The sequence below is a fragment of the Ruegeria sp. AD9 genome (assembly GCF_056542305.1).
Map to the genome: position 1 here is coordinate 156621 of NZ_JBQFZP010000003.1, position 22861 is coordinate 179481.

The 22861-nt window shown below is 59.7% G+C and carries 24 protein-coding genes; 11 read left to right on the forward strand and 13 right to left on the reverse strand.

What is annotated here, in order from left to right:
* The first annotated feature begins 5 nt into the window (after positions 1-5).
* From ACR0AM_RS06155 to glmM, 3 genes are read left to right on the forward strand one after another with little or no spacing between them, the layout of a single operon-like run.
* A complete protein-coding gene (locus ACR0AM_RS06155; RefSeq protein WP_480476542.1) occupies positions 6-926 on the forward strand; it encodes a dihydroneopterin aldolase in 921 nt (306 codons plus the stop codon).
* Positions 923-1921 (forward strand): dihydropteroate synthase, encoded by a 999-nt coding sequence (gene folP / locus ACR0AM_RS06160; protein WP_480622409.1) that lies wholly within the window; start codon positions 923-925, stop codon positions 1919-1921. Before ACR0AM_RS06155 ends, folP begins: the two co-directional genes overlap by 4 nt.
* Positions 1922-1954: 33 nt before the next feature.
* On the forward strand, positions 1955-3298 hold the full coding sequence (glmM, locus tag ACR0AM_RS06165) for a phosphoglucosamine mutase (protein ID WP_480622410.1): 1344 nt from the start codon (positions 1955-1957) through the stop codon (positions 3296-3298).
* Here the strand turns inward: glmM and ACR0AM_RS06170 are convergent.
* A complete protein-coding gene (locus ACR0AM_RS06170; RefSeq protein WP_267363378.1) occupies positions 3295-4197 on the reverse strand; it encodes a DMT family transporter in 903 nt (300 codons plus the stop codon). The two genes, glmM and ACR0AM_RS06170, sit on opposite strands and share 4 nt — an antisense overlap.
* A 90-nt stretch (positions 4198-4287) precedes the next feature.
* Between ACR0AM_RS06170 and ACR0AM_RS06175 the strand changes: the two genes are divergently transcribed.
* Together ACR0AM_RS06175 and ACR0AM_RS06180 are read left to right on the forward strand one after the other, a co-directional pair.
* Positions 4288-4587 carry an ArsR/SmtB family transcription factor gene (locus ACR0AM_RS06175; RefSeq protein ID WP_480622411.1) on the forward strand — a complete coding sequence of 100 codons (300 nt, stop codon included), beginning with the start codon at positions 4288-4290 and terminating at the stop codon, positions 4585-4587.
* Positions 4584-5033, forward strand: a complete 450-nt coding sequence (locus ACR0AM_RS06180) for an SRPBCC domain-containing protein (protein ID WP_480516644.1) — start codon at positions 4584-4586, stop codon at positions 5031-5033. The genes ACR0AM_RS06175 and ACR0AM_RS06180 overlap by 4 nt, the downstream gene beginning before the upstream one ends.
* 52 nt (positions 5034-5085) lie before the next feature.
* On the opposite strand, the gene ilvC is transcribed toward ACR0AM_RS06180, so the two are convergent.
* Positions 5086-6108, reverse strand: a complete 1023-nt coding sequence (ilvC, locus tag ACR0AM_RS06185) for a ketol-acid reductoisomerase (RefSeq protein WP_480476552.1) — start codon at positions 6106-6108, stop codon at positions 5086-5088.
* 131 nt (positions 6109-6239) lie between these two features.
* Here ilvC and ACR0AM_RS06190 point away from each other — a divergent pair, with 131 nt between their 5' ends.
* Together ACR0AM_RS06190 and ACR0AM_RS06195 are read left to right on the forward strand one after the other, a co-directional pair.
* Positions 6240-6695, forward strand: coding sequence for an Lrp/AsnC family transcriptional regulator (locus tag ACR0AM_RS06190; protein ID WP_480476554.1), 456 nt, complete (start codon positions 6240-6242; stop codon positions 6693-6695).
* Positions 6692-7150, forward strand: coding sequence for an Lrp/AsnC family transcriptional regulator (locus ACR0AM_RS06195; protein WP_209504239.1), 459 nt, complete (start codon positions 6692-6694; stop codon positions 7148-7150). Before ACR0AM_RS06190 ends, ACR0AM_RS06195 begins: the two co-directional genes overlap by 4 nt.
* Before the next feature lie 6 nt (positions 7151-7156).
* Here the strand turns inward: ACR0AM_RS06195 and ACR0AM_RS06200 are convergent, their stop codons facing one another.
* Complete coding sequence (locus ACR0AM_RS06200) at positions 7157-7858, reverse strand: GntR family transcriptional regulator (protein ID WP_480493423.1); 702 nt, start codon at positions 7856-7858, stop codon at positions 7157-7159.
* A 230-nt stretch (positions 7859-8088) separates the two neighbouring features.
* On the opposite strand from ACR0AM_RS06200, the gene ACR0AM_RS06205 reads away from it, so the two are divergent.
* Complete coding sequence (locus ACR0AM_RS06205) at positions 8089-9216, forward strand: aminotransferase class V-fold PLP-dependent enzyme (protein ID WP_480622412.1); 1128 nt, start codon at positions 8089-8091, stop codon at positions 9214-9216.
* Positions 9217-9228: 12 nt separating this feature from the next.
* Here ACR0AM_RS06205 and ACR0AM_RS06210 read toward each other — a convergent pair whose 3' ends face one another.
* From ACR0AM_RS06210 to ACR0AM_RS06220, 3 genes are all read right to left on the reverse strand, one after another.
* The gene (locus ACR0AM_RS06210) at positions 9229-10425 is read right to left on the reverse strand and encodes a UbiH/UbiF family hydroxylase (protein ID WP_480622413.1); all 1197 of its coding nucleotides are present in this window, start codon (positions 10423-10425) and stop codon (positions 9229-9231) included.
* A gap of 74 nt (positions 10426-10499) precedes the next feature.
* Positions 10500-10748: a hypothetical protein gene (locus ACR0AM_RS06215; protein WP_480622414.1), complete on the reverse strand. Its 249-nt coding sequence runs from the start codon at positions 10746-10748 to the stop codon at positions 10500-10502.
* 87 nt (positions 10749-10835) lie between these two features.
* Positions 10836-11480: a pyrimidine 5'-nucleotidase gene (locus ACR0AM_RS06220; RefSeq protein WP_480622415.1), complete on the reverse strand. Its 645-nt coding sequence runs from the start codon at positions 11478-11480 to the stop codon at positions 10836-10838.
* 100 nt (positions 11481-11580) lie between these two features.
* Here ACR0AM_RS06220 and ACR0AM_RS06225 point away from each other — a divergent pair, with 100 nt between their 5' ends.
* The gene (locus tag ACR0AM_RS06225) at positions 11581-12228 is read left to right on the forward strand and encodes a GntR family transcriptional regulator (protein ID WP_267363400.1); all 648 of its coding nucleotides are present in this window, start codon (positions 11581-11583) and stop codon (positions 12226-12228) included.
* A 3-nt stretch (positions 12229-12231) separates the two neighbouring features.
* Here ACR0AM_RS06225 and ACR0AM_RS06230 read toward each other — a convergent pair whose 3' ends face one another.
* Both ACR0AM_RS06230 and carA read right to left on the reverse strand, forming a co-directional pair.
* Positions 12232-14109: a glycosyltransferase gene (locus ACR0AM_RS06230; protein WP_480622416.1), complete on the reverse strand. Its 1878-nt coding sequence runs from the start codon at positions 14107-14109 to the stop codon at positions 12232-12234.
* A gap of 96 nt (positions 14110-14205) precedes the next feature.
* Complete coding sequence (gene carA / locus ACR0AM_RS06235) at positions 14206-15357, reverse strand: glutamine-hydrolyzing carbamoyl-phosphate synthase small subunit (RefSeq protein ID WP_480622417.1); 1152 nt, start codon at positions 15355-15357, stop codon at positions 14206-14208.
* Positions 15358-15540: 183 nt separating this feature from the next.
* Between carA and ACR0AM_RS06240 the strand changes: the two genes are divergently transcribed.
* On the forward strand, positions 15541-16026 hold the full coding sequence (locus ACR0AM_RS06240; protein ID WP_480476570.1) for a GatB/YqeY domain-containing protein: 486 nt from the start codon (positions 15541-15543) through the stop codon (positions 16024-16026).
* A gap of 21 nt (positions 16027-16047) precedes the next feature.
* On the opposite strand, the gene ACR0AM_RS06245 is transcribed toward ACR0AM_RS06240, so the two are convergent.
* The 4 genes from ACR0AM_RS06245 to ACR0AM_RS06260 form a co-directional block, all read right to left on the reverse strand.
* The gene (locus ACR0AM_RS06245) at positions 16048-16539 is read right to left on the reverse strand and encodes a DUF2244 domain-containing protein (RefSeq protein WP_267366167.1); all 492 of its coding nucleotides are present in this window, start codon (positions 16537-16539) and stop codon (positions 16048-16050) included.
* 44 nt (positions 16540-16583) lie between these two features.
* Entirely contained in the window at positions 16584-17183 is a 600-nt protein-coding gene (locus ACR0AM_RS06250; RefSeq protein WP_480622418.1) for a DsbA family protein, read from the reverse strand.
* A gap of 122 nt (positions 17184-17305) precedes the next feature.
* Positions 17306-18964 carry a cytochrome c oxidase subunit I gene (ctaD, locus tag ACR0AM_RS06255; protein ID WP_267366169.1) on the reverse strand — a complete coding sequence of 553 codons (1659 nt, stop codon included), beginning with the start codon at positions 18962-18964 and terminating at the stop codon, positions 17306-17308.
* Between the two features lie 386 nt (positions 18965-19350).
* Positions 19351-20802: an amidase family protein gene (locus tag ACR0AM_RS06260; protein WP_480554704.1), complete on the reverse strand. Its 1452-nt coding sequence runs from the start codon at positions 20800-20802 to the stop codon at positions 19351-19353.
* 469 nt (positions 20803-21271) lie between these two features.
* On the opposite strand from ACR0AM_RS06260, the gene ACR0AM_RS06265 reads away from it, so the two are divergent.
* Positions 21272-21685, forward strand: a complete 414-nt coding sequence (locus tag ACR0AM_RS06265; RefSeq protein WP_480604195.1) for an HIT family protein — start codon at positions 21272-21274, stop codon at positions 21683-21685.
* A 504-nt stretch (positions 21686-22189) separates the two neighbouring features.
* Here ACR0AM_RS06265 and lipB read toward each other — a convergent pair.
* A complete protein-coding gene (lipB, locus tag ACR0AM_RS06270) occupies positions 22190-22846 on the reverse strand; it encodes a lipoyl(octanoyl) transferase LipB (protein WP_480622419.1) in 657 nt (218 codons plus the stop codon).
* Positions 22847-22861 lie beyond the last annotated feature (15 nt).

Below are 22861 nucleotides of genomic sequence, written 5' to 3' on the forward strand. Positions count from 1 at the left end.
GACCCATGAGTTCTGAAATCCGACTGGCATTTGCGCACCCGACCGAACGGTCCGAGGCGACCTCGCCCCGAGGGCCGCTGGACCGCATTTCCCTGCGCGACCATATTGTCGAGGTTGAAATCGGTGCGTTTCAGGCCGAGCGGGGAACAACCCAGCGGATCTGTTTCAATATCGTCGTCGAAGTCCGGCCCCTGACCGACCCGATTGACGACGATGTGGATCGCATCCTGTCTTATGACCGGGTGACGGAATCCATTGCCTATGAACTCGCGGCCGAGCGTCTGAACCTGCTTGAAACCCTGGCCGAGCGTGTAGCCGAACGTATCTTGCATGAACCACAGGCTGTAAGGGTCTTTGTTCGCATCGAAAAACTGGATCGCGGTCCGGGCGCTCTCGGGGTCGAGATCGTGCGTGGGAAAGACTCGGTTCATCATGATGTGACCGAGGAAGATCGCCCGCATCCCCGTCTGGTCTACTTGTCGAATGACGCCATCGCCTCGGACAATCTGACCGGGTGGATCGACCAATTGCAGAACCGACAGCGCCCGCTGATCCTGTGTGTGGGGGCGTCAGACTTGGCTGCGCCGCAAACCGGCCACGCAATGACACAGCGCCGGATTGACCTGCTGGCGATCGAGCAGAACGCGTGGGTTCTGGCCGCGCGCGATCACCGCTGCAAGGTGGTTTCAACCCGGACAGAACTGGACTGGGCCATGAAGAACGGCCAGATCTGTGTCTGGGCCCCGTCCAAGATCGTTCTGGACGCGGTGGATGGTCCTTCTGCCGCACCATCCGACGCCGTGGCTTTGGCCGCATGGTTTGCCGCGACCTTTGAAGCCAGTGAAATGATGGTCATCGGCGGCGAATTGCCGAAAACGCCCAAAACCCCCCTGCGGGCTGTGGCCGTGGATCAGGCCGAATTGTGAGCATCTATTTCAGACCGCTGGTTCAGCACGGCCAGACCCGGCCCGCTGGCGCGTATTCTCTGGCCGGTCAGCCCCTGTGGTTTACCCATGTCGAAGCGCTTGGGCGCGATACCGCACCGCAGATCATGGCAGCATCGGATATTCCCGGTGGGGCGCTGGAGCGGTTGACCCGCCCGCGCGCACCCATCGCCGGGCTGGATATGCAGGTGCCGCACATCATGGGCATTCTCAACACCACGCCTGACAGTTTCTCGGACGGGGGTGTTCACAGCTCGGTCGAGGCCGCCCGCGATGCCGCTGCAAGGATGGAGGCGCATGGGGCCACCATTCTGGATATCGGCGGGGAATCAACGCGCCCGGGCGCGGATTTCATTCCGGCAGATCAGGAAATTGCCCGCACCCGCCCGGTGATCGAGGCGATTCGCGCACAAACGGATGCCCTGATTTCAATCGACACCCGCAAAGCCAGCGTCGCCAAAGCGGCGTGTGCGGCGGGCGCGGGGCTGGTCAACGATGTCTCGGGGTTCACGTTCGATCCCGAATTGGCACCGTTTTGCGCCGACAAGGGCACACCGGTCTGCGTCATGCATATGCAGGGTGATCCAGCCACGATGCAGGAAAACCCCAGCTACGACAACGTGTTGCTGGATGTTTATGACTTCCTCGAAACCCAGATCGCTCTGCTGGAAAACTTGGGGCTTCGGCGCGACCTGATCATCGTCGATCCAGGTATCGGTTTCGGCAAGACCGAGGATCACAACCTGACCTTGCTGCGCAATCTCAGCCTGTTTCACGGGCTTGGCTGCCCGATCCTGCTGGGCGTGTCCCGCAAGGGCTTTATCGGAACAATTGGACGGGAGCCTGACAAGACTGCCCGCGCGCCGGGTTCAATTGCTGTGGCTTTGGCCGGATTGTCTCAGGGCGTGCAGATCATTCGCGTTCACGACGTCGCCGAGACCGCTCAGGCCTTGCGCCTATGGGCCGCTGTCCGGTAATCCGGTCTCACGGAAAATCACGGAGTGACACCAATGCGCAAGCTGTTCGGAACCGACGGGGTGCGGGGCACGGCCAACACGCATCCGATGACGGCGGAAATGGCGTTGCGCATCGGGGCTGCGGTGGGGCGCTATTTCCGGCGTGATGCGACCGGTGTGCACCGGGTCGTCATCGGCAAGGACACACGCCTGTCCGGCTATATGCTGGAAAACGCGCTGACCGCCGGTCTGACGTCAACGGGAATGAATGTGCTGTTGCTGGGGCCGGTTCCGACGCCTGCGGTGGGCCTGATGACGCGGTCGATGCGGGCCGATCTGGGTGTCATGATCTCGGCCAGCCACAACCCGGCAGAGGACAACGGCATCAAGTTCTTTGGTCCCGACGGTTATAAACTGTCCGATCAGGCCGAGATCGACATCGAAAAGCTGATCGACGAAGGTGTCCGGCCTGCTCAGGCCCAGAATATCGGACGGGCGCGTCGTGTTGATGACGCCCGGTTCAGATATGGCGAGCGTGTGAAATCCTCGCTGCCGCGCGATGTGCGTCTGGATGGCCTCAAGGTGGTGATCGACTGTGCCAATGGCGCCGCCCACCGCACCGCGCCCGAGGTTCTTTGGGAACTGGGTGCAGACGTGATCCCGATCGGGATTTCGCCCAACGGGAAGAACATCAACCTCAACTGCGGATCGACCAAGCCGCAACTGGCCGCCGAAACCGTCGTGGCGCATGGCGCTGATGTTGGTGTCTGTCTGGATGGCGACGCGGATCGGGTTGTTATCGTCGACGAGACCGGTCAGATCGCTGATGGTGATCAGCTTATGGCGCTGCTGGCGACGGCCTGGAAAAAATCCGGGCAGTTGAAAGGCGATGCCCTTGTGGCCACGGTGATGTCCAATCTGGGGCTCGAACGGCACCTCTCGTCACACGGCGTGCGACTGGAACGCACGGCTGTCGGCGACCGCTATGTGGTCGAGCGCATGCGCGAAGGCGGCTTCAACCTGGGCGGTGAACAATCCGGTCATATCGTGATGAGCGATTATGCCACCACCGGCGATGGCCTGATGGCCGGCTTGCATTTCCTGGCCGAGATGGTTCTGTCCGGTCGCAAAGCCTCGGACCTGTCCAAGCAGTTCGAAACCGTGCCGCAGCTGTTGAAGAACGTCCGCTATGCCAACGGTCAAACTCCGCTTGAAGTTCAAAGCGTTAAAGCTGCCATTGCCGATGCCGAGGCGCGGCTGAACGGGCAGGGCCGGTTGCTGATCCGCAAATCCGGCACCGAGCCGCTGATCCGCGTTATGGCTGAATGCGAGGATGACGCGCTGCTGTTACAGGTCGTCGACAGTATCGTGGCCGAGGTCGAAGCCGCCGCAGGCTAGCGCCCGAACAGAACCCTGCGCAGGCTGAACCACTGGCTGATGGCCATGCCCGTCAGGATCAGGGCCAGGGCGACGTAGAATCGCAGGGGCAGGGCCTCGGACAGGATCCAGGCCCCGAACACCATCGACCAGATCGGCACCTGATAATTCACCAGCGTCAAAAACACCGATCCGGCGCTGCGGGTGATCGAAACCCGCAGCAAATTGGCGAAAGCTGTGGGGATCAGCCCGAGGACAATCAGGGCCAGCGATGGGCGGTTGCCCTGCCAAGTAGGGACACCTTCGACCAGCAGCATGATGGGCACCAGCAGAACAGCGCCGACCAGCAGGGTCAGCGCGGCCAGCGCCAGCGGCTCGACCGGCGGGCAGCGCCGCGTCAGGATCGATGTCGAGGCATAGCAGAGGGCAGCCGAGATACAGGCCAGCTGCGCCAGCGGCTCGGTCCCTTGACCCAGCTTTGCCAGACCGGGTCCGATCAGGACCAATGCGCCGGAAAACCCAAGGCACACGCCCAGAAACCGACGCAGGTTCAGCGGCTCATCGGAAAAGAAATGCGCCAACGGCAGCACCATCAGCGGAATTGCGGCCATGGACAGCCCTGCAAAGGCCGAGGGCACATATTGCTGCCCCCAGCTGAGCAGCATGAAAGGCACCGCAGTCGACAACACGCCAATCAGCAGGATTGATGTTGTCAGCGCGGGTGTCAAAACCGGCATACGGCGCCCGGTGATCCGCATCAGAACAAGCAATGTCACCGCACCCAAAGTGGTGCGCGATGTCGCCACGGTAATCGGGCCATAGCCTTCCAAAGCCATCGCGACGACCATGAATGTGCCGCCCCAAATAAGCCCCAGCGTGAAAACGCCGCTCCAGTCCTGCTTCGTGGGTTGTTCAACCATTCCATCCCCTTATCCCGCGTGCGCGCCGGTGTCACGGGCTGATCTTGACTTTATGTTAGTTTTCACTTACCGTAAGCAATGACTTACGATATGACATTTTCAGCTTTGGGCGATGCGACCCGCAGGCAGGTGTTCGAAGCCGTTGCCAGCCAGCCTCAGGCAGTGGGCGAACTTGCGTCAAAGCTGCCGGTAAGCCGACCGGCCGTCTCACAACATCTCAAGGTGCTGTCTGATGCTGGGCTGGTGACATGCCACGCGAAAGGGACGCGCCGGATCTATGCGGTGCGCCCCGAGGGGCTGGCAGAGCTGCGCGCATGGCTCGACCGGTACTGGACCGACGTGATGAACAGCTTTGCAGATGAGGTGACCAGAGCGGGAGAGAGGCCATGACTGACCCGATTGTCAAAACGATTGTCGTAAGTGCCTCAGCTGCGCGCGCTTTCGACATCTTCGTCAACCGCATCGGGACATGGTGGCCGCTGGACAGCCACGCGGTTTCCGCATCGCAGGGACAACCGGCAAGGGACGTGGTTATTGAACCCCGGATCGGAGGCGCGGTCTATGAGGTCATGTTCGACGGAACCCGTGCCGACTGGGGTCAGGTGCTGGCAATTGATCCCGGCCAATCCGTGGCATTCACCTGGCATCCGGGCACCAACAGCGGGTCTCCTACGCGCGTCGATGTGCGTTTTGAGGATTACGGTTCGGGGCAGGCCAAAGTCACCCTGACGCATTCCGGCTGGGACGTCTGGGCAGGGGAAGCGCCCGAAAAGCGCGGCGGCTACGATACGGGATGGGATTTCGTGCTGGGCGCATGCTTTGCCAAAGCGGTCTGAAACTGAAAAAGGGCGACCGCTTGGGCCGCCCTTTGCCTGACATCGGTCAGACTTAGTTCTTTTCTTTGTCGACCATCTTGCCGGCCGAGATCCACGGCATCATGCCGCGCAGCTTGGCGCCGGTCTCTTCGATCATATGCTCGTCATTGGCGCGGCGCGACGCTTTGATGGTCGGCTGGCCAACGGCGTTTTCCAGCATGAAGTCACGGACGAATTTGCCCTGCTGGATGTCGTCCAGAACCGCTTTCATGCGGGCTTTGGTCTCGTCGTATTTCAGGATGCGCGGACCGGTGACATACTGGCCATACTCAGCCGTGTTCGAGATCGAGTAATCCATGTTGGCAATGCCGCCTTCATAGATCAGGTCAACGATCAGCTTCACTTCGTGCAGACATTCGAAATAGGCCATCTCGGGTGCGTAACCGGCCTCGACCAGAGTTTCAAAGCCGCAGCGGATCAGTTCGACCAGACCACCGCACAGAACGGCCTGTTCACCGAACAGGTCGGTTTCACATTCTTCGCGGAAGTTGGTCTCGATGATGCCCGAACGGCCGCCACCGATGGCCGAACAGTAGGACAGGCCGATTTCCAGCGCTTTGCCGGTCGCATCGTTGTGAACCGCGACCAGGCAGGGCACGCCGCCGCCTTTGGTGTATTCGCCACGTACGGTGTGGCCGGGGCCTTTAGGGGCCATCATGATGACGTCAACGCCGTCCTTCGGCTCGATCAGGCCGAAATGGACGTTCAGGCCGTGGGCAAACGCGATGGCGGCACCGGGCTTGATGTTGTCATGAACGTATTTCTTGTAGGTTTCGGCCTGCAATTCGTCGGGCATGGTGAACATGATGACGTCGCACCAGGCAGCCGCTTCGGCAATGCCCATCACTTCCAGACCTTCTGCTTCGGCTTTCTTGGCCGAGGGCGAGCCTTCGCGCAGGGCGATGACCAGGTTCTTGGCACCCGAGTCGCGCAGGTTCAGCGCGTGGGCGTGACCCTGGCTGCCATAGCCCAGGATAGCCACTTTCTTGTCTTTGATCAGGTTGATGTCGCAATCGCGATCGTAATAGACGCGCATTTTGCCGGTCCTTTCTGGTTTGGTTGGGGCGGTTCTACCTGCCGGGCGTCCGATTGGCGATAGGGTTGGGCTTGAGTATTTGTGAAAAAGATGAAGAATAATTCTTGAAAGCGGAAAAAACTGTAAAAATCATGCTTGACGATATCGACCGGCGCATTTTGCGCCATTTTCAGGCCAACCCAAGCCTGACCACCGCGGAACTTGCCGATCTGTGCCGGATCAGCGCTGGCGTCTGTTGGCGCAGGCTGGAAAAGATGCAGGCGGCCGGGATCATCGAAGGGCAGGAGGCGGTGATCGACTGGGCCGCGATGGGCTATGCTGTCGAAGTCTCGCTTCGGATCACCTTGGACAAGACACAGGCCCGCGCCTTTGACGAGTTCATGGAAGAGGCCCGCAACGTGGCCGAGGTGATCGAAATCCAGACCTTTCTGGGCCGGGTGGATGTCCGCCTGTCGGTCATAGCGCGGGATATGAAGCACTATCAGCAGCTTTATCGGGACCGGATCCTGACCCTGCCGCATATCGCCGATATCGAAGCGCTGATGCATATCGCGCGGGTCAAACGGGACGAGGTGTTGCCGGTATGATCGAGCTGGACGAGATTGACCGCCGTCTGCTGCGTGCGCTGCAACAGGACGCCACCCAAAGCGCAGGTGCCCTGGGTCGGAGGTTCAATCTGTCTCAACCCGCCACCTGGCGGCGTATCCGCAGGTTGGAGGACGCCGGGATCATCAAGGGCCGAAGGTTGCGCCTGAATGCCGAGGCGCTCGGCTTTGGCGTGACCGTGTTTCTGGGGGTCAAGCTGGCGCGCAAGGGCCAGATCAGCCTTGAGGATTTCGAACGCGCCGTCAGCGCCATCCCTGAAGTTCAGACTGTCGAGCATGTTCTGGGTCTGTACGACTACCGTTTGCGCGTCGTGGCGCGGGACCTGTCCGATTTCGAACGCGTGTTGCGGCGCCGGATCATGACGCTGCCCGGCGCAGGCGATGTCGAAGCGAATGTTCTGCTGAGCGAGGAACGGCTGCCGGGACCGATTGGGTGACCTGCCTTAGTATCTGGTGCGGATGTAATATCCGGGATGATGGGTCAGGCGGGCAAACGTAATCGGTTTGTCTTCTTTCCATGTGGTGCGCTCCATCTGGATCATCGGCGCGCCCGCCGTGGTTCCCATGAATTCCGCCAGCCTTGCATCAGCGGAAATCGCGCAGAACGCAACCTCGGCATCGTTGAATGGAGCGGCATTCAACAGCCACTCATGCGGTCCTTGCTGGGTCAGGTCGGCCTTTTCCACATCGGGGACGGTTCCGATATTGATCCAGCGCTCTTCAAGCTGGAACGGGCGATTGTCCGCGTAATGCATGCAAACGACATGCAGAACCCGCGTCTCGGCGGGGACATCAAGCTGAGAGGACAGCCAGCGGGGGCAGGCCTCGACAGTCCGTTCCACCAGCGCATAGCGATAGGCGGCATTCTGGCTTTCGACCATCTGTCGCGCCAGCGAGAATTCCAGCTTGGCGTGTTTGCTGGGTTCTTTCTTGACCCGCGTACCGCTTTTGCGCTTGCGTTCGATGAAACCCTGATCGGCCAGTTCCCTGAGGGCGCGGTTCACCGTCGCGCGGGCGCAATTGAATTCTTCCGCCAGTTGCGTTTCGGTCGGCAGCAAAGATCCCTGAGGCCACACGCGGCTTTCAATACGTCGTTTTACTTCATCTCGAACGGACTGGAAGTTAATACGCTTATGAATCGTCACAGGAAAAATATCCCTTCAAGTAAAAAGTGTGCGCATCTGTTCAGAAGCAAGCAGAAGTGTAAAGGGGAAGTGACACTGGTTGGCGTCATTTTCTTGTGTTCCCAGCGTCCTACAGCACCAAACAGGCCGATTTTACCCGCATTCCGTGGCGTCACTTTTTGTCGCGAAATGGCTTTACTGGCCAAGGTAAAGAGACCAAGACTGCACTGACGATATTGAAAGGACGCCATATGCCTGCCTTGCTGAAAAACGTTGACCCGAACGGGCTCGAAGAATTCTCGGTCGTATTCACCGATCGCTCGCTGAACCACATGTCCCAAAAGTTTCAGGGGGTAATGCGCGACATCTCGGCCATGCTGAAAGAGGTGTACAAGGCAGACGGGGTGGCCGTCATTCCGGGCGGTGGCACCTATGCGATGGAAGCGGTCGCCCGGCAATTCGCGCGCGGGGCGGATGTCCTTGTGGTTCGGAACGGTTGGTTTTCATACCGCTGGAGCCAGATCATCGAAAGCGGCGCCCTGACCAGCTCGACCACCGTGATGAAGGCGCGCGAGACCGGCAATACCAGCCCGTCCCCCTTTGCGCCCGCACCGATTGACGAGGTCGTCGCAACGATTCGCGAACAGAAACCCGGTGTTGTGTTCGCACCGCATGTTGAAACGGCGGCAGGTGTCATCCTGCCGGATGACTATGTGACCGCCCTGGCCAGCGCGGCGCATGAAGTGGGTGCATTGATGGTGCTGGATTGCATCGCATCCGGGTGTGCCTGGGTGGATATGAAAGCCACCGGTGTCGACGTCCTGATCTCGGCCCCGCAAAAGGGCTGGAGCGCATCGCCTTGCGCCGGTCTGGTCATGCTGTCCGAACGGGGCGAAGCGCATCTGGAACAGACAAGCTCGGACAGTTTCGCCATCGACCTGAAAAAGTGGCGCCAGATCATGCAGGCCTATGAAAATGGCGGTCACGCCTATCACGCCACGATGCCGACCGATGCGCTGCTGGCTTTCCGCGACACCATGGCAGAAACTAGGGGATACGGGTTCGAAAAGCTGCGCAAGGCGCAATGGGCATTGGGCGACGGCGTGCGGGCGATGTTGAAGGAGTATGGCATAGTCTCGGTGGCGGCTGACGGTTTCGGCGCACCCGGCGTTGTGGTCAGCTACACCTCGGACCCCGAAATCCAGAACGGCAAGAAATTTGCCGCTCTGGGGATGCAGATTGCCGCCGGGGTGCCGCTGCAATGTGACGAACCCGAAGGCTTCAGCACCTTCCGTCTGGGCCTGTTCGGATTGGACAAGCTTTATGATGTAGACGCCACCATCGCGCGCCTGAAACGCGTGCTGGATCAGGTTCTGTAAACAGGCCGGGCCTTAGCGAACGCCAAGGCCCATCTGCATCAGCGTCTTGCGCACAGGCGGCAGGGAATACAGCGCGCTCAGCCCCATTGCGCGCGCATCCCGCAGCGGGCGCGCCTCGATCATCGAGGCGCGGTTCAGCAGGTCGATCCCCTTGACCCGCATCTCGATCTCGGTGTGGCGCGCCTTGTGATAGGCGTCCAGCATCTGCGCGTCGCCCAGGCCTTCGGGCCGGGACTGCGCCAGATCCAGAAGACAGCGCAGATCGCCCAATGACATGTTCAGCCCCTGCGCGCCGATCGGTGGCACCACATGCGCGGCCTCGGCCATCAGGGCAATGCGCTCACCCGCCAGCCGTTCCGCGGACTGGCTGATGATCGGCCAGATGGTCCGGCGCGATGCCAGCTTCAAGGGGCCAAACAGGCCACAGGACCGTTCTGTCATCGCAGTCTCAAACGCTTCGGCATCAAGGGTCAAAAGGTCAACGGCATTTGGCCCGCGTTCCATCCAGACAATGGCGGACGAGGGCTGCCCCTGCCAATCGGGCAGCGGAACCAATGTGAACGGCCCGCCAGACCTGTGTATCTCGGTCGAGACATTCTCGTGCGGTACGGGATGCGTCACCGCGAACGCCAGCGCTTTCTGCCCATACCGCGTTGTATGCACTTTGATACCGGCGGCCGCGCGCATGGGAGAGTTGCGCCCATCTGCGGCCAGCACCAGCTTGCAGCGGATGCGGCTGCCGTCGCTCAGGCCAACGCGGGCTTCGGCAGTGCGGGTGAACAGGCTGACGGTGCCGGTGCCGGGGCGGAAATCGACATTCGGCAGCTCTGCCAGCCGCGCGACCATTTCCCGGCGCAACAGCCAGTTGGGCAGGTTCCAGCCAAACGGTTGCTCGGAAATGTCAGCGGCGTTGAAATCGCGTACGACGCGGGGTTCGGGCACGTCCCCCCCGGCATCGACAATACGCATGATCTGCAAGGGGGCCGCATGGGCATCCAGCCGCGCCCACAGGCCGCATTGCTCCAGCAGGCCGCGCGCAGGTTGCAGAAAGGCGGTGGTGCGCAGGTCGGACCCGTCCACATCCCGTTCGGTGATCGGTGGCGCGGGATCTACGCACACCACGTCAAACCCGGCGGTTCCAAACGCCGCCGCTGCGGTCAGACCGGCGATTCCACCGCCGGAAATCAGGATGTCACAACTGTCAGTCATGGCGCCTCTCATCATCTCGGGCAGACCCTAGTTCGGTTCCACCCCCTGCGCCAAGTGACATCCTGTCCCGTATCTCAGCCGCGCGAGATCAGGATCAGGACCAGGAACATCACCGGCACCATCATCAGGGCAGGGATGTAAAGGCCGGGAAGGCCGAACACCATGGCGGAACAGCCCCACATGCTGAGGACCGCGCCGACGGTAAAATACAGGTCCTCCGCCTTGCCGTTGGCCGCGTCGCGGGCCAGCCACCCGAAAACCGGAATTGCAAAGAAAAGGCGCTGCCAAACCGGCAGGCGTCCGGGCATTTCGATCGCGCTCATGGGGCTTCTCCGTTCTGTTCGTCGCTCCAGCGCATATAGGGCTGCGCATGCGGGTGCAGAACGTACGGATCGTCGCAGTGTGACAGGCTACCGCAGGCGGGCCAGAAACGCGGTCAGATCGTCCGTGTGATGGTGGATGTGATCGGCCTCATGCGGGTCCGGGGCGACATGAACCGTGCGCATTCCCATCTCATGCGGGGCGGCCAGATTACGCGGGTCGTCCTCGAACATCGCGGCCTTGTCAGCCTGAATGCCATCCTGTGCAAAGATGGCTTCAAAGGCGGCTTTCTCGGGCTTTGGCCGATACCCGGCATGTTCGACGCCATAGATTGCATCAAACAGCCCCGAAAGCCCGCGCGCCTGCAAGACCCGCTCGGCGTAGGGCGCGCTGCCATTGGTGTAGACGATGCGCCGTCCGGGCAGGGCGCGAATGTGATCGGCCAGCTCTGCATCCGGGTCCATATGGCTCATATCCACCTGATGCACCGCGTGCAGATAGGGCTCGGGGTCCAGATCATGTTCGGCCATCAACCCGGCCAGCGTGGTGCCGTATTGGCGCCAGTATTGCCTGCGCAGCCTGTCGGCCTCGGCCCGGTCCACGCCGATGGCCTGCACCACATAATCCGTCATCAGAACTTCGATCTGATCGAACAGCTGCATATGCGGCGGATAGAGGGTGTTATCCAGATCGAACACCCATTGCGTGACATGACTGAAGGACGGTTTGACCATGGCTTGGGTTTAGGGCGCGGGCGGGGTGTTTTCAATGCCGTACTTGATTGCTGCCCCCAGAGACGGATAGACATGTCCGAACGAGGAGACAGAATACCCCATGAGCCAGACCCGATCCCCCACCAAGGATGCCTATAGCCTGATACTCGAAGCCATTGATGTCGGCGTCTACAAGCCCGGCGATCGTCTGGTGGAAAGCGAGCTGGCAGAACGGTTCGGGGTGTCGCGCACCCCGATCCGCGAAGCGTTGCAACGCCTGGAAACCCAGTCTCTGCTGGAACGGGACGGTCGGTCACTGATCGTGGCGTCGCTGGACCACAACCAGATGGCCGAGCTTTATATCGTGCGCCGCGAACTGGAAGGGCTCGCCGCGCGGCTGGCTGCCAAACACGCCACCGAAGAAGAGATCAGGGTTCTTCAGGACATGGTTCTCGAAGATGACAAGCTGGTGGGCGATCCGATGGCGCTGTCACGTGCCAACCGGCGCTTTCACGAACAGATCCATCTGGCCTCGCACAACCGCTACCTTGTCCAGCAGCTTGATCTGGTGCACCGGACTATGGCCTTGATGGCGACCACGTCGCTGGCCGTGCAGGGGCGCGGAGAGATTGCCCAGAGCGAACATAAAGGCATCGTCGAAGCCATTGCCGCGCGCGATGAAGAGGCGGCGGGGCGGGCGCTCAAAGATCATATCTCGATCGCGTTCATGACGCGCCTGAAACAGGACGCAAGTCGCCGCGACAAGTGATTATCAGGTCAGCGGCTCGTCTTCGCTGGCCTGTCCGTGCTGGGTCTTGTCCCAGAAAAACGGGTTGGTCGCCAATTCCCACAACGCCTTGTAACCGGCAATCACGCCTAGCGGGAAATACAGAAACATCGTCGGAACCCAAGGCAAAAGAAACCGCCGCTCACGCGCGGAAACGGCGATCAGGCCAACACCGATACTCAGTCCCTCTGCCATCAAAAACAGCCCGATCAGCGCGGTAGAGGTTGAATGCGGCACGATATCATCCATCGGATTGGCCAGCCCCAGGCTTGACAGCCAGAATACCCAGAGAACGGGCGCCAGCAGAAATTGCCCCAACGTGCCCAAAAAGAACGCCTGAAGGCCCAGAAATTTAGCGGCACCAAGGTCACGCCACAGTTTTCGCGGGCTGCGCATATGCACCAGATACGTGACCATGAACCCCTTGAGCCAGCGCGAGCGCTGTTTGACCCAGGGCCAGGCCCGGAAATTCGCCTCCTCATATGTTGTGGTATCCACCATTTCGGTCCGGTACCCGGCCCGGCACAGCCTTACGCCCAGATCAGCGTCCTCGGTAACATTATGGGCGTCCCAGCCGCCAAGTTCCAACAGCTTGTCGCGGCGGAAAAAGAACGTGGTGCCCCCAAGTGGCACCACCAGCCCCATACGGGCGATCCCCGGCAGGATCACGCGGAACCAGCTGTTGTATTCGATGGTAAAGCAGCGTGACCGCCAGTTGCTGCGCGGGTTGTAGTAATCCAGAACCCCTTGCAGGCACACAACATCCGGCGCGGCCTGGGTGAAATGCGCCACCACACGCTCGATCTGATCCGGTTGCGGGGCGTCTTCCGCGTCCCAGACGCCAACGAAGTCGCTCCGGCAGAAATCCAGCGCGTAATTCATGGCGCGCGGCTTGGTGGTCAACCCGTTCAGCTCGGGCACCTCGACGATGCGCATCCAACTGGGCAGGCTCACCTGCGCAAGGGCATTGCGCGTCACGTCATCCTTTTCCTCAAGCACAAGGATGACATCCAGCAACGCCTTGGGATAGGTCAGCCGCTGCAGCCTGTGCACCAGAGCGTTTGCAATCTCGCGCTCCTTGTACAATGGCACCATGATCGACACGCAGGGCTGCCGCAATGTGATGGCAGCTTCGGTGTGGTCCGGCTGCGTTCTCAGACGATGCCAAAGATAAGCCAGCGTGCCAACCGTCCGAAAGACTGCAAAAAGCACCAGAGTTCCCACAGCCATGCCCAGCATCGCCAGCAGGCCAAACGCCGGGAATACGGCAAACAGCCCCAGCACACACAACAGGGCCACCGAAGGCCCCACGCGCGACCTGAGGGTCCAGTTGCGGCAGCTTTGCGCGGGATCAACCCGCGTTTCCGCCGATCTGGCCAAAGACCCCGAGAATTGCCGTGCAATCGTGCGGTCGATCTGATCAGAGGCCGCCAGCACCGGGATCACGGCATATTCGCATTCGCGCATTTCGGCGGTCACGGTTGCGAACCGGTCGGGCCGGGCCGTGGCCACCAGAACAAGGGGGCCAATCCGCATCCAGGGGATGACATTGTGTTTCAGCCAGAAGTCGACCGGCATCAGCCCGCTCAGTTCCGGCATCGGCGGGATTTGTTCAAGATCTGCAATCTGCCAGCCGGATTGCGCGGACAGCGCGCTCAACACGTCCTGCCGGGTGGCATAACCTTCGCCGACCAGTATCTCTCCCAGCGGAGCGTTCTGTCTGGTTTGCTGGCTTAGCGCATGGTCCAGCTGGGATCGGGTGATGGTTCCGGTTTCCAGCAGGCAGGTGCCCAGTGGTTTCCGATACCCGGGCGCAGGGATCGGTGCGGCGGACGTGAAATCCAGAAGATCAAGCTCAGCCATAACAAAACCCTGGCGCAGTTACCTGCGCTCAGGGTTGTTCGAACAAGGTTAACGCCCGGTTAACACTGCACAGACAAGCAATTATGCCTGTATTTTTTACTTTTCCATCGCCTCGGCGAAGCGCTCGAACAGATAGAAACTGTCCTGCGGTCCGGGCGATGCCTCGGGGTGGTACTGCACCGAATAGACCGGCCGGTCCGCCATGCGGATACCGCAGTTCGAGCCGTCAAACAGCGACCGGTGAGTTTCCACGACGCCATCGGGCAGGGATTGCGCATCGACGGCAAAACCGTGGTTCATCGAGGTGATCTCGACCCTGCCGGTGTCCAGATCCTTGACCGGGTGGTTCGCGCCATGGTGGCCGTGGTTCATCTTGACCGTCTGACCACCCAGCGCCAGCGCCAGCATCTGGTGTCCAAGGCAGATGCCGAACACAGGCAGGTCTGTCGTCTCCAGAATCTCTTTGATCATTGGAACAGCGTATTCGCCTGTTGCTGCCGGATCGCCGGGACCGTTCGACAGGAACACACCGTCAGGCTGATGTGCCAGCACGTCGGCTGCGGTCGCAGTCGCGGGCAGAACGGTAACGTCACATCCAGCGGATGCAAGGCAGCGCAGGATGTTGCGCTTGGCGCCATAGTCAATGGCAACAACCTTGTGGGCGGGGGCCTTCTGACGCTGGTACCCATCCGGCCAGGCCCACCGCATCTCATCCCAGCGATAGCTTTGTGCGCAGGTGACATCCTTGGCCAGGTCCATGCCCTCCAGCCCGGCAAAGCCGCGCGCGGCAGCCACCAGCGCCCCAATGTCGAAGTTTCCCTCGGGATCATGGGCCAGCGCCACATGCGGGGCGCCCTGCTGCCGGATGGCACGGGTCAGGCGGCGGGTATCGACACCACCGATGGCGATGCGCCCTCGGCGCGCCAGCCAGCCCTTGAGTTCCTCGGTCGAGCGCCAGTTTGATGGCTCGGTCGGATCCCATTTCACAACCATGCCTGCCGCGACCGGATCACCGGTTTCGTCATCCTCGGGGTTCACACCGACATTGCCGATATGAGGGAATGTAAAGGTCACGATCTGCCCGGCATAAGACGGGTCGGTCATGATCTCCTGATATCCGGTCATCGCCGTGTTAAAGCACAGCTCGGCCACAGTTTGCCCGGTCGCACCGAAGCCTGCGCCGTAAAACAGGGTTCCATCGGCCAAAGCCAGACATGCGGTGGGCTTGGACGGGGCATTCGGGGCCATGGCGCGACTCTCCTGTAGGGTAAATCGGCGCATACCTAAGGGGGTTGCGCGTCTGGGTCAAGTCTGTTCAATTTTTAGGCTATTGTTGTTTTTCAATGGGTTAGCTGTATTCACCCCCGGTTGTGTCAGGCTTTTTGTTTCGATATGGTCGGGGTTCCTTTGTCATGGGGATGGACAAACCAAATGGATATGCGATCACGGGTGAATGCCGCCCTGAAGCAAGCAATGAAAGACAAAGCAGCCGAGCGTCTGTCGACGCTGCGGTTGATCAACGCCGCCATCAAAGACCGCGACATCGCGGCACGTGCGTCCGACAATGAAGAAGCAAAGGGATGCAGCGACGCAGAGGTTCTTGAAATCCTTGGAAAAATGACCAAGCAGCGCAAGGAAAGCGCACGCGTCTACGAAGAGGGCGGTCGCCTGGATCTGGCCGAACGCGAGATTCGCGAAGTCGAGGTGATCGAGGAATTTCTGCCCAAACAGCTGGATGACGATGAGGTCAGCAAGGCCATTCAAACCGCCATTACGGCAACCGGCGCGGGTTCGATCCGCGATATGGGCAAGGTGATGGGCGAGTTGAAGACGCGCTATACCGGCCGGATGGATTTCGGCAAGGTCGGCCCGATGGTCAAGGATCACCTGTGCGCAGCCTCAAACGGCGATTGCTGAGGCACTGGGCCCTGTGAATTGCTACTGCGCGATCGGCTCGCGCAGTCTTAGGACCAGCTCGTCATAAAGCGTGATCCGCTCATCTTCGGACAGAAACGCCCCGATTTCGACCTCGCGCCCGTCTCCGACAAGGGTGACATAATGCGGAACCGGGCCGCCTTTCTCGTGCATCGCCGGTCGCGCCCAATAGCGGTTGCAAGACCATTCGTGCTGCTCTTTGCCGGGGGTGTGGTGCACCAGCCGCGCATGTGTGCCCGACAGGGTCAGAACCTCGAAAACACTGCGGGCGCGGTAGTTGGTCTTGATGGCCAGCCAAAGCCCCAGCACAGTGATCAGCAGAAACGGCAGCAGCCCCCACAGGATCACGGAACCAAGCGTGGCCAGCAACGGGATCAGGCCAAACAGGAACACCGACAGGATCGTGATCATCGCCCCCCGCGGAGGCAGCGAGTTATGCGGCCAAAGCCGCAGTTCCTGTTCGGTTTCTGAGGTCTGATTCCACGTGTAGGGCATACCGCGAACATAGCGCAGCGCGGCCTCATGTCGACGGGTTTTGATCAGACGACGTGGCCGACCCGAGACCAGGACAGAGCGTCATCCAGACGATCGTCACCCCAGAACACCTCTTGCCGGACAACAAAGCTGGGGGCGCCGAAAACACCCAGTTTGACGGCGGTTTCCGTCTCGGCCTCAAGGGCCGCGACGATGTCGTCGCCTTGTGCGCGCGCGAGGGTCAGTCGGGGGTCCTGCTGACACCGCAAAAGCGCCTCGGACAGTGCACTTTCGCTACCGGCTTCCACCCCTTCTTCGAACCAGATGCGATAAAGCGTCTGGGTGAACGTCACGCCCCAGCCGTCCATCATTCCAAGCACCGCAACCTGATTGGCCAGCGGCAGATTGGAAATCGGATAGGGCGCGGGCAGGTTGGCGTGGATGTGGTACTTGGCACAGCGGCGTTCGATGTCGCGCCACATATAAGCCGATTTCACAGGCTTTCCGGCAAAGGGAATATTCTGCTGGGCCGACATCACCGTACGCACATTGAACGGGCGCCAGTTCACCGTGGCGTCATGCTCGGCGCACCATTCGTCCAGACGCATCACGGTCAGGAAGCTGTACGTGCTGCCAATGGAATACCAAAAGTCGATCTCGGGCATTGCCGACCCTCCGACTGTTCCGTCCGCACATCATAGCTGATTTCGGGGCACTTGGCGAACGCGAGGTGAGGGCAAAGAAAAACCCCGCCACCTGGGCGGGGTTTCCTTGGATCAGATCGGGATCAGTGCGCGTGGCCCTTGTCCCAGTCTTCCTGCTTGGGCAGCTGCTCGAACGTGTGCTCGGGCGGCGGCGTGGGCAGGGTCCATTCCAGCGTATCCGCATACTCGTTCCAGTAGTTGGGCCGGGTTTCGCGTGCGCCACGCAGCAGGGCGTAGATCACGATGCCGAAGAACAGCAGGAACGAAGCGAACGAGATGAACGCACCAATCGACGAAACATAGTTCCACTGCGCGAACGCCTCGGGATAGTCGATGTAGCGGCGCGGCATGCCCTGACGACCCAGGAAGTGCTGCGGGAAGAAGGTCAGGTTGGCGCCGATGAAGAACATCCAGAAGTGAACCTTGCCCCAGAACTCGGAATATTGGCGACCGGTCATTTTCGCGAAGTAGAAATACATCCCCGCAAAGATCGCAAAGACGGCACCCAAGCTCATCACATAGTGGAAATGCGCAACCACATAGTAGGTGTCGTGATAGGCACGGTCCACGCCTGCCTGCGACAGAACCACACCGGTCACACCGCCAACGGTGAACAGGAACAGGAAGCCAAAGGCAAACAGCATCGGTGTCTTGAACTCGATGGAACCGCCCCACATGGTCGCGATCCACGAGAAGACCTTAACGCCTGTCGGAACCGCGATGACCATCGTGGCCAGCATGAAATAGGCCTGCTGACGCAGCGACATGCCGACGGTGTACATGTGGTGCGCCCACACGACAAAGCCCAGAACACCGATTGCGATAATCGCCCAGACCATCGGCAGATAGCCAAAGATCGGCTTGCGCGAGAAGGTCGCGATGACATGGCTGATGATGCCGAAACCGGGCAGGATCACGATATACACTTCCGGGTGGCCAAAGAACCACAGGATGTGCTGATACAGGATCGGATCGCCACCACCGGCCGGATCAAAGAAGGTAAAGCCAAAGTTGCGGTCCATCAGCAACATGGTGATTGCGCCCGCCAGAACCGGCAGCGACAGCAGAATCAGCCACGAGGTGACGAAGATCGACCAGCTGAACAGCGGCACCTTGAACAGGGTCATGCCCGGGGCACGCATGTTCAGGAAGGTGGTGATCATGTTGATCGCGCCGAGGATCGAGGAGGCGCCCGATACGTGTACGGCAAAGATCGCAAGGTCCATGGACATGCCGCCCTCGGTCGTGGACAGCGGCGGGTACAGAACCCAGCCCACGCCCGAACCCATCTGATCGTTCCCACCGGGGCTCAGCAGCGAGGCCACACCCAACGAGGTACCGGCGACATAAAGCCAGAAGGACAGGTTGTTCATCCGCGGGAACGCCATATCCGGCGCGCCGATCTGCAACGGCATGAAATAGTTGCCAAATCCGCCGAACAGGGCAGGGATGACAACAAAGAACATCATCAGAACACCGTGATAGGTGATCATCACGTTCCACAGATGCCCGTTGGGCGTACACGGGTCGGCCATGAAGCCTTCAAGGCACATGTACTGAACACCGGGGTGCATCAGCTCGAGCCGCATGTAAACGGTCATCAGAACCGAGATCAGACCGGCCAGAGCCGAAACGATCAGGTACAGAATCCCGATGTCCTTGTGGTTGGTCGACATGAACCAGCGCTGGAAAAAGCTGCGCTGGTCTTCATGGTCGTGACCATGAATGGCTGCGTCTGCCATTATAGGTGCCTCCTGTTGCAACTACACCGCGCAGCCGGACCTCTCCAACGCGCGGGATTCCTGCTGGTTTTAGAATGCGTAGGGGCGACCTTCAATGGCCGAGTTTGATCTGGATCAAGATAAATGGCCGCACCCCCCTTGAAAAGGAACGATCAAGAGGCTGGGATCTGAGCGTTCGGGGGGTGGCGATACAGCGGATCTGGTACCTGTCATCATGCCGCCCGCAATGGGACCGGCGCTCAAAGCCGACCGGAAAGGAGTGAACGCCTGCCGTCGGCCCACTCCGCAGGATCGAGGACAGGGAAGGGTAGCTTAAGAACACAAAGGGGTCGCTGCCTCCTTGGGCGTTCTCGATTTCAACGTACTTATTGCTATTGCATGGAGCTCTAGAGACTGGCCACCGACACAGGCGCCCAGTCGGCCCACCATGGTTTCGCCTGTTCGATTTCGTAGGCCAGTTCGAAAAGTGTGTCTTCGCGACCGGCGGGTGCAACGAAATGGCTGCCAATAGGCAGACCTTCACGGGTCAGGCCTGCGGGCACGGACATTCCTGGCAATCCAAGCGCGTTCTGAATCGGGGTGTAGGACGTGAACCTCGCAACACGCGCGAACATCTCCTCGAATGGGACACTTTCATCGAATAGCGTGCCAATCACCGGTGCTGTGCCCGGGGTAACCGGTGACAGAAACACATCAAACGCGGACAGCCATGCGCCATATCTGGTGCCCAGATCCAGCATATATGCGCTGGCTGCTTCCTGATCTTCATGAGTGAAGTTGCGCGCGAAGGCGGCCCAGTCGCGGACGAACGCGTCAAGCAGTCCCGTTTCCTCCGGCGGTCGGCCTGCCTTGGCCGTCGCCGCGTCGGCGAGGCCCACCATGCGGAACCCGAAGATCTGGTTGAAGCGAAGCTCGAACTCATCGTCCACCGGGCTTTGCGTTTCAATCACGCTATGACCAAGGTCTTCGCAGAGTTGCGCCATTTCTTCGATGACGCGCTGCACCTCGGGATCTGGCAGGTCGCCGTAATAATTGCGGAGGTCAAATCCGATTTTCAGCCGGTTGGTGGACGGGCCAGAAATCAACGGGATTGGTCTGTGCGGTGCATTCGGTGACCGGTCCTGCCCCAAGGCGAAAAGCACCGCGCTGTCTCGCACGGAGCGGCTGACGCAATTGTCGGCAGCATAGGTGGTCTGATCACTCGATCCCCACAACATACGGTGACGGCTTGGCTTCAATCCGAAGACACCACAACAGGATGCAGGAATACGGATGGACCCGCCGCCGTCGCTGGCATGGGCGAGCGGTACGATACCTGCCGCGACCGCAGCCGCGGACCCTCCGCTTGAGCCTCCGGAGGAGTGATCGAGGTTCCACGGGTTGCGGCACGGTCCGAGCAGTTGACCTTCCGTGACCGGAAGTGCTCCGACCTCTGGCATATTGCTCTTTCCGATCAGGTTCAGCCCGGCTGCCTCTTGGGCCAGTGCCAGCGGCGCGGACCTTGGTCGATGATTGTCGCGATATACGCGCGAGCCATGGGTCGTGTATTGCCCTGCAATATCGAGGTTATCCTTCACCACAAACGGAACCCCGGCAAACGGTCCTTGCCGTCGCATGTCCACGGCCTTGTCTCTCGCCTCTTCGTACATCGGCGTTGTGATCGCATTGAGACTCTGATCAAGCGCCAAGGCGGCTTCGACGGCAGCGTCGCAAAGCTCTGATGGCGTTATGTCTCCGGACTTGACCAGTGCCGCAAGGCCGAGCCCGTCCGTAGTCAACAGAACTTGCCGAAATTCCGAAACCTGCGCCGCAGCTCGGTTGCCGGCTGTCGCGAACATGAGGCTCGCCGCTGTTGAGCCAAGAAAATCCCGTCTGGAAAGCATGTTCTTCTCCAAATTTTCACCCCGCCTAGAATATCAATCATGCAGAGACGAAACCACTGTCTTGCCTAACGGTCAGCGGGCAGCAAACACCAACACTCGGGAACACTCAGTTGACCGCAAATACTCGTAATGCGAACCTTTGACTTGAGCTTGATGAAGTATTGAAGAACTTAACCAGTTTTCGTCTCATTAAGAAATGCGAAACCTGTACTCTGCTGCGTAGGCGGACATCACCTGTCGGGAACGTCCTGCATCTGTCTCGATCTATGCGATCTCAAGCCAAATCCAATTGTACAAAACGAACAACGGCCTCTGAAAACCCGGTACAATTTGTACATTTCCCCCTTCAATCCCCCGACTTGACCCCGCAGGGCGGGTGGACCACAACTCGGTCAAAAGCCCCTCAAGGAACGGATGGCCAACCATGGATTATGATCCCGACAACATCTTCGCCAAAATTCTGCGCGGCGAGATACCCTCGTCAAAAGTTTACGAAGACGTCGAAACATTGGCCTTCATGGACATCATGCCGCGCGCGGATGGGCATTTGCTGGTGATCCCCAAAACGCCCTGCCGCAATGTGCTGGATGCCACGCCCGACCAACTGGCGGCGGTCATGAACACCGTTCAAAAGATGGCTCGTGCAGTGATGAAAGCCTTCGACGCGGACGGTGTAACCATTCAACAATTCAACGAAACCGCAGGCGGGCAAGAGGTTTTCCACCTGCATTTTCACGTCCTGCCGCGTCATGACGGGGTGTCGATGCGCCCACCTGGTAAGATGGGTGATTTCGACCTGATTGCCGAACATGCTGAAAGGATAAAAATCTCTTTGTAATCAATGTTTTCATGTCTGTTTGTGAGGTGCCAATCCGGACAATTACCCGCATCCGCCCACGCATGTCGCCGCGACCGCAGGCAAGAAAACCCGAAACCCCTCCTTGGGACAGGCCATGTGACTCCATAGCCGGACAGCGCAGAAATCGCCTGCCTCCGACCATTGCGGCTTGAGCACGGGTTTCAGCGTGAAGGGGGGAGATGAATTGCCGTTCCGATTTGGGGTCGGAACGGCAGACTCGTAACCAAACACTTCTCGGATTTCGAGGGCGAGCCCTTGATCACCGGTTTAACATACCACTCACTCTTGATTGGCAGTTTCATATTACTCGTTAACAACACCGGTGTATCCTAGAGAATTAAAACTTGCCTAAAGAATAACGTAAAACTGAATGGTTCTTGGTAAATTGCGACGTGTTTCGGAAACAGAGCCTTCCGCCCATCCATATTGTTGTATCAGGACGCGACAGAATCTGATTCGACGACAGCTGAACCCCAGACAGAATCAGGTTTCCGAAGCGCCAAAAACCTCCTCAAAGGTTTTCTTCAACGCCGCATCAAGATCCTCCATGGTGACCGGAAGACCCAGATCCACCAACGAGGTCACGCCGTATTCGCTGATCCCGCAGGGAACAATGCCCGAAAAATGCTCCAGGTCCGGTTCGACATTGACCGAAATGCCATGAAAACTAACCCATTTTCGCAAACGCAATCCAATTGCCGCGATCTTGTCCTCTGCCGGTTTGCCGGTCACCGTCAGCGGTTTGTCGTCGCGCCGCACCCAGACACCAACGCGCCCGTCGCGTATTTCGCCGTGCACGTTGAATTCGGCCAGTGCCGATATCACCCAGTTTTCCAACTGCTTCACGAATTGGCGCACGTCGCGCCCGCGCTTGTTCAGATCCAGCATGACATAGGCCACACGCTGACCGGGGCCGTGATAGGTGTACTCGCCGCCCCGTTTGCTTGCATAAACCGGAAAGCGGTCAGGATCGGTCAGGTCTTCTACCTTAGCTGACGTGCCTGCCGTATAAAGCGGCGGGTGTTCCAGTAACCAGATGCACTCCTCCGCGTCGCCGTGTGCAATCCCGGCGACGCGTGCCTCCATAAAGGCGGTCGCTTCGTCATAACTGGTCAGACCATCGGTGATTTTCCATTCCATGGCGGCCTCATATCC

What these genes read in the sequence shown, in the direction of transcription:
- ACR0AM_RS06155 (WP_480476542.1), top strand. Translation starts at nt 6, where the DNA reads ATGAGTTCTGAAATCCGACTGGCATTTGCGCACCCGACCGAACGGTCC.
- glmM (WP_480622410.1), top strand. Translation starts at nt 1,955, where the DNA reads ATGCGCAAGCTGTTCGGAACCGACGGGGTGCGGGGCACGGCCAACACG.
- ACR0AM_RS06170 (WP_267363378.1), bottom strand. Translation starts at nt 4,197, where the DNA reads ATGGTTGAACAACCCACGAAGCAGGACTGGAGCGGCGTTTTCACGCTG.
- ACR0AM_RS06175 (WP_480622411.1), top strand. Translation starts at nt 4,288, where the DNA reads ATGACATTTTCAGCTTTGGGCGATGCGACCCGCAGGCAGGTGTTCGAA.
- ACR0AM_RS06180 (WP_480516644.1), top strand. Translation starts at nt 4,584, where the DNA reads ATGACTGACCCGATTGTCAAAACGATTGTCGTAAGTGCCTCAGCTGCG.
- ilvC (WP_480476552.1), bottom strand. Translation starts at nt 6,108, where the DNA reads ATGCGCGTCTATTACGATCGCGATTGCGACATCAACCTGATCAAAGAC.
- ACR0AM_RS06190 (WP_480476554.1), top strand. Translation starts at nt 6,240, where the DNA reads ATGCTTGACGATATCGACCGGCGCATTTTGCGCCATTTTCAGGCCAAC.
- ACR0AM_RS06195 (WP_209504239.1), top strand. Translation starts at nt 6,692, where the DNA reads ATGATCGAGCTGGACGAGATTGACCGCCGTCTGCTGCGTGCGCTGCAA.
- ACR0AM_RS06205 (WP_480622412.1), top strand. Translation starts at nt 8,089, where the DNA reads ATGCCTGCCTTGCTGAAAAACGTTGACCCGAACGGGCTCGAAGAATTC.
- ACR0AM_RS06210 (WP_480622413.1), bottom strand. Translation starts at nt 10,425, where the DNA reads ATGACTGACAGTTGTGACATCCTGATTTCCGGCGGTGGAATCGCCGGT.
- ACR0AM_RS06215 (WP_480622414.1), bottom strand. Translation starts at nt 10,748, where the DNA reads ATGAGCGCGATCGAAATGCCCGGACGCCTGCCGGTTTGGCAGCGCCTT.
- ACR0AM_RS06220 (WP_480622415.1), bottom strand. Translation starts at nt 11,480, where the DNA reads ATGGTCAAACCGTCCTTCAGTCATGTCACGCAATGGGTGTTCGATCTG.
- ACR0AM_RS06225 (WP_267363400.1), top strand. Translation starts at nt 11,581, where the DNA reads ATGAGCCAGACCCGATCCCCCACCAAGGATGCCTATAGCCTGATACTC.
- ACR0AM_RS06230 (WP_480622416.1), bottom strand. Translation starts at nt 14,109, where the DNA reads ATGGCTGAGCTTGATCTTCTGGATTTCACGTCCGCCGCACCGATCCCT.
- carA (WP_480622417.1), bottom strand. Translation starts at nt 15,357, where the DNA reads ATGGCCCCGAATGCCCCGTCCAAGCCCACCGCATGTCTGGCTTTGGCC.
- ACR0AM_RS06240 (WP_480476570.1), top strand. Translation starts at nt 15,541, where the DNA reads ATGGATATGCGATCACGGGTGAATGCCGCCCTGAAGCAAGCAATGAAA.
- ACR0AM_RS06245 (WP_267366167.1), bottom strand. Translation starts at nt 16,539, where the DNA reads ATGCCCTACACGTGGAATCAGACCTCAGAAACCGAACAGGAACTGCGG.
- ACR0AM_RS06250 (WP_480622418.1), bottom strand. Translation starts at nt 17,183, where the DNA reads ATGCCCGAGATCGACTTTTGGTATTCCATTGGCAGCACGTACAGCTTC.
- ctaD (WP_267366169.1), bottom strand. Translation starts at nt 18,964, where the DNA reads ATGGCAGACGCAGCCATTCATGGTCACGACCATGAAGACCAGCGCAGC.
- ACR0AM_RS06260 (WP_480554704.1), bottom strand. Translation starts at nt 20,802, where the DNA reads ATGTTCGCGACAGCCGGCAACCGAGCTGCGGCGCAGGTTTCGGAATTT.
- ACR0AM_RS06265 (WP_480604195.1), top strand. Translation starts at nt 21,272, where the DNA reads ATGGATTATGATCCCGACAACATCTTCGCCAAAATTCTGCGCGGCGAG.
- lipB (WP_480622419.1), bottom strand. Translation starts at nt 22,846, where the DNA reads ATGGAATGGAAAATCACCGATGGTCTGACCAGTTATGACGAAGCGACC.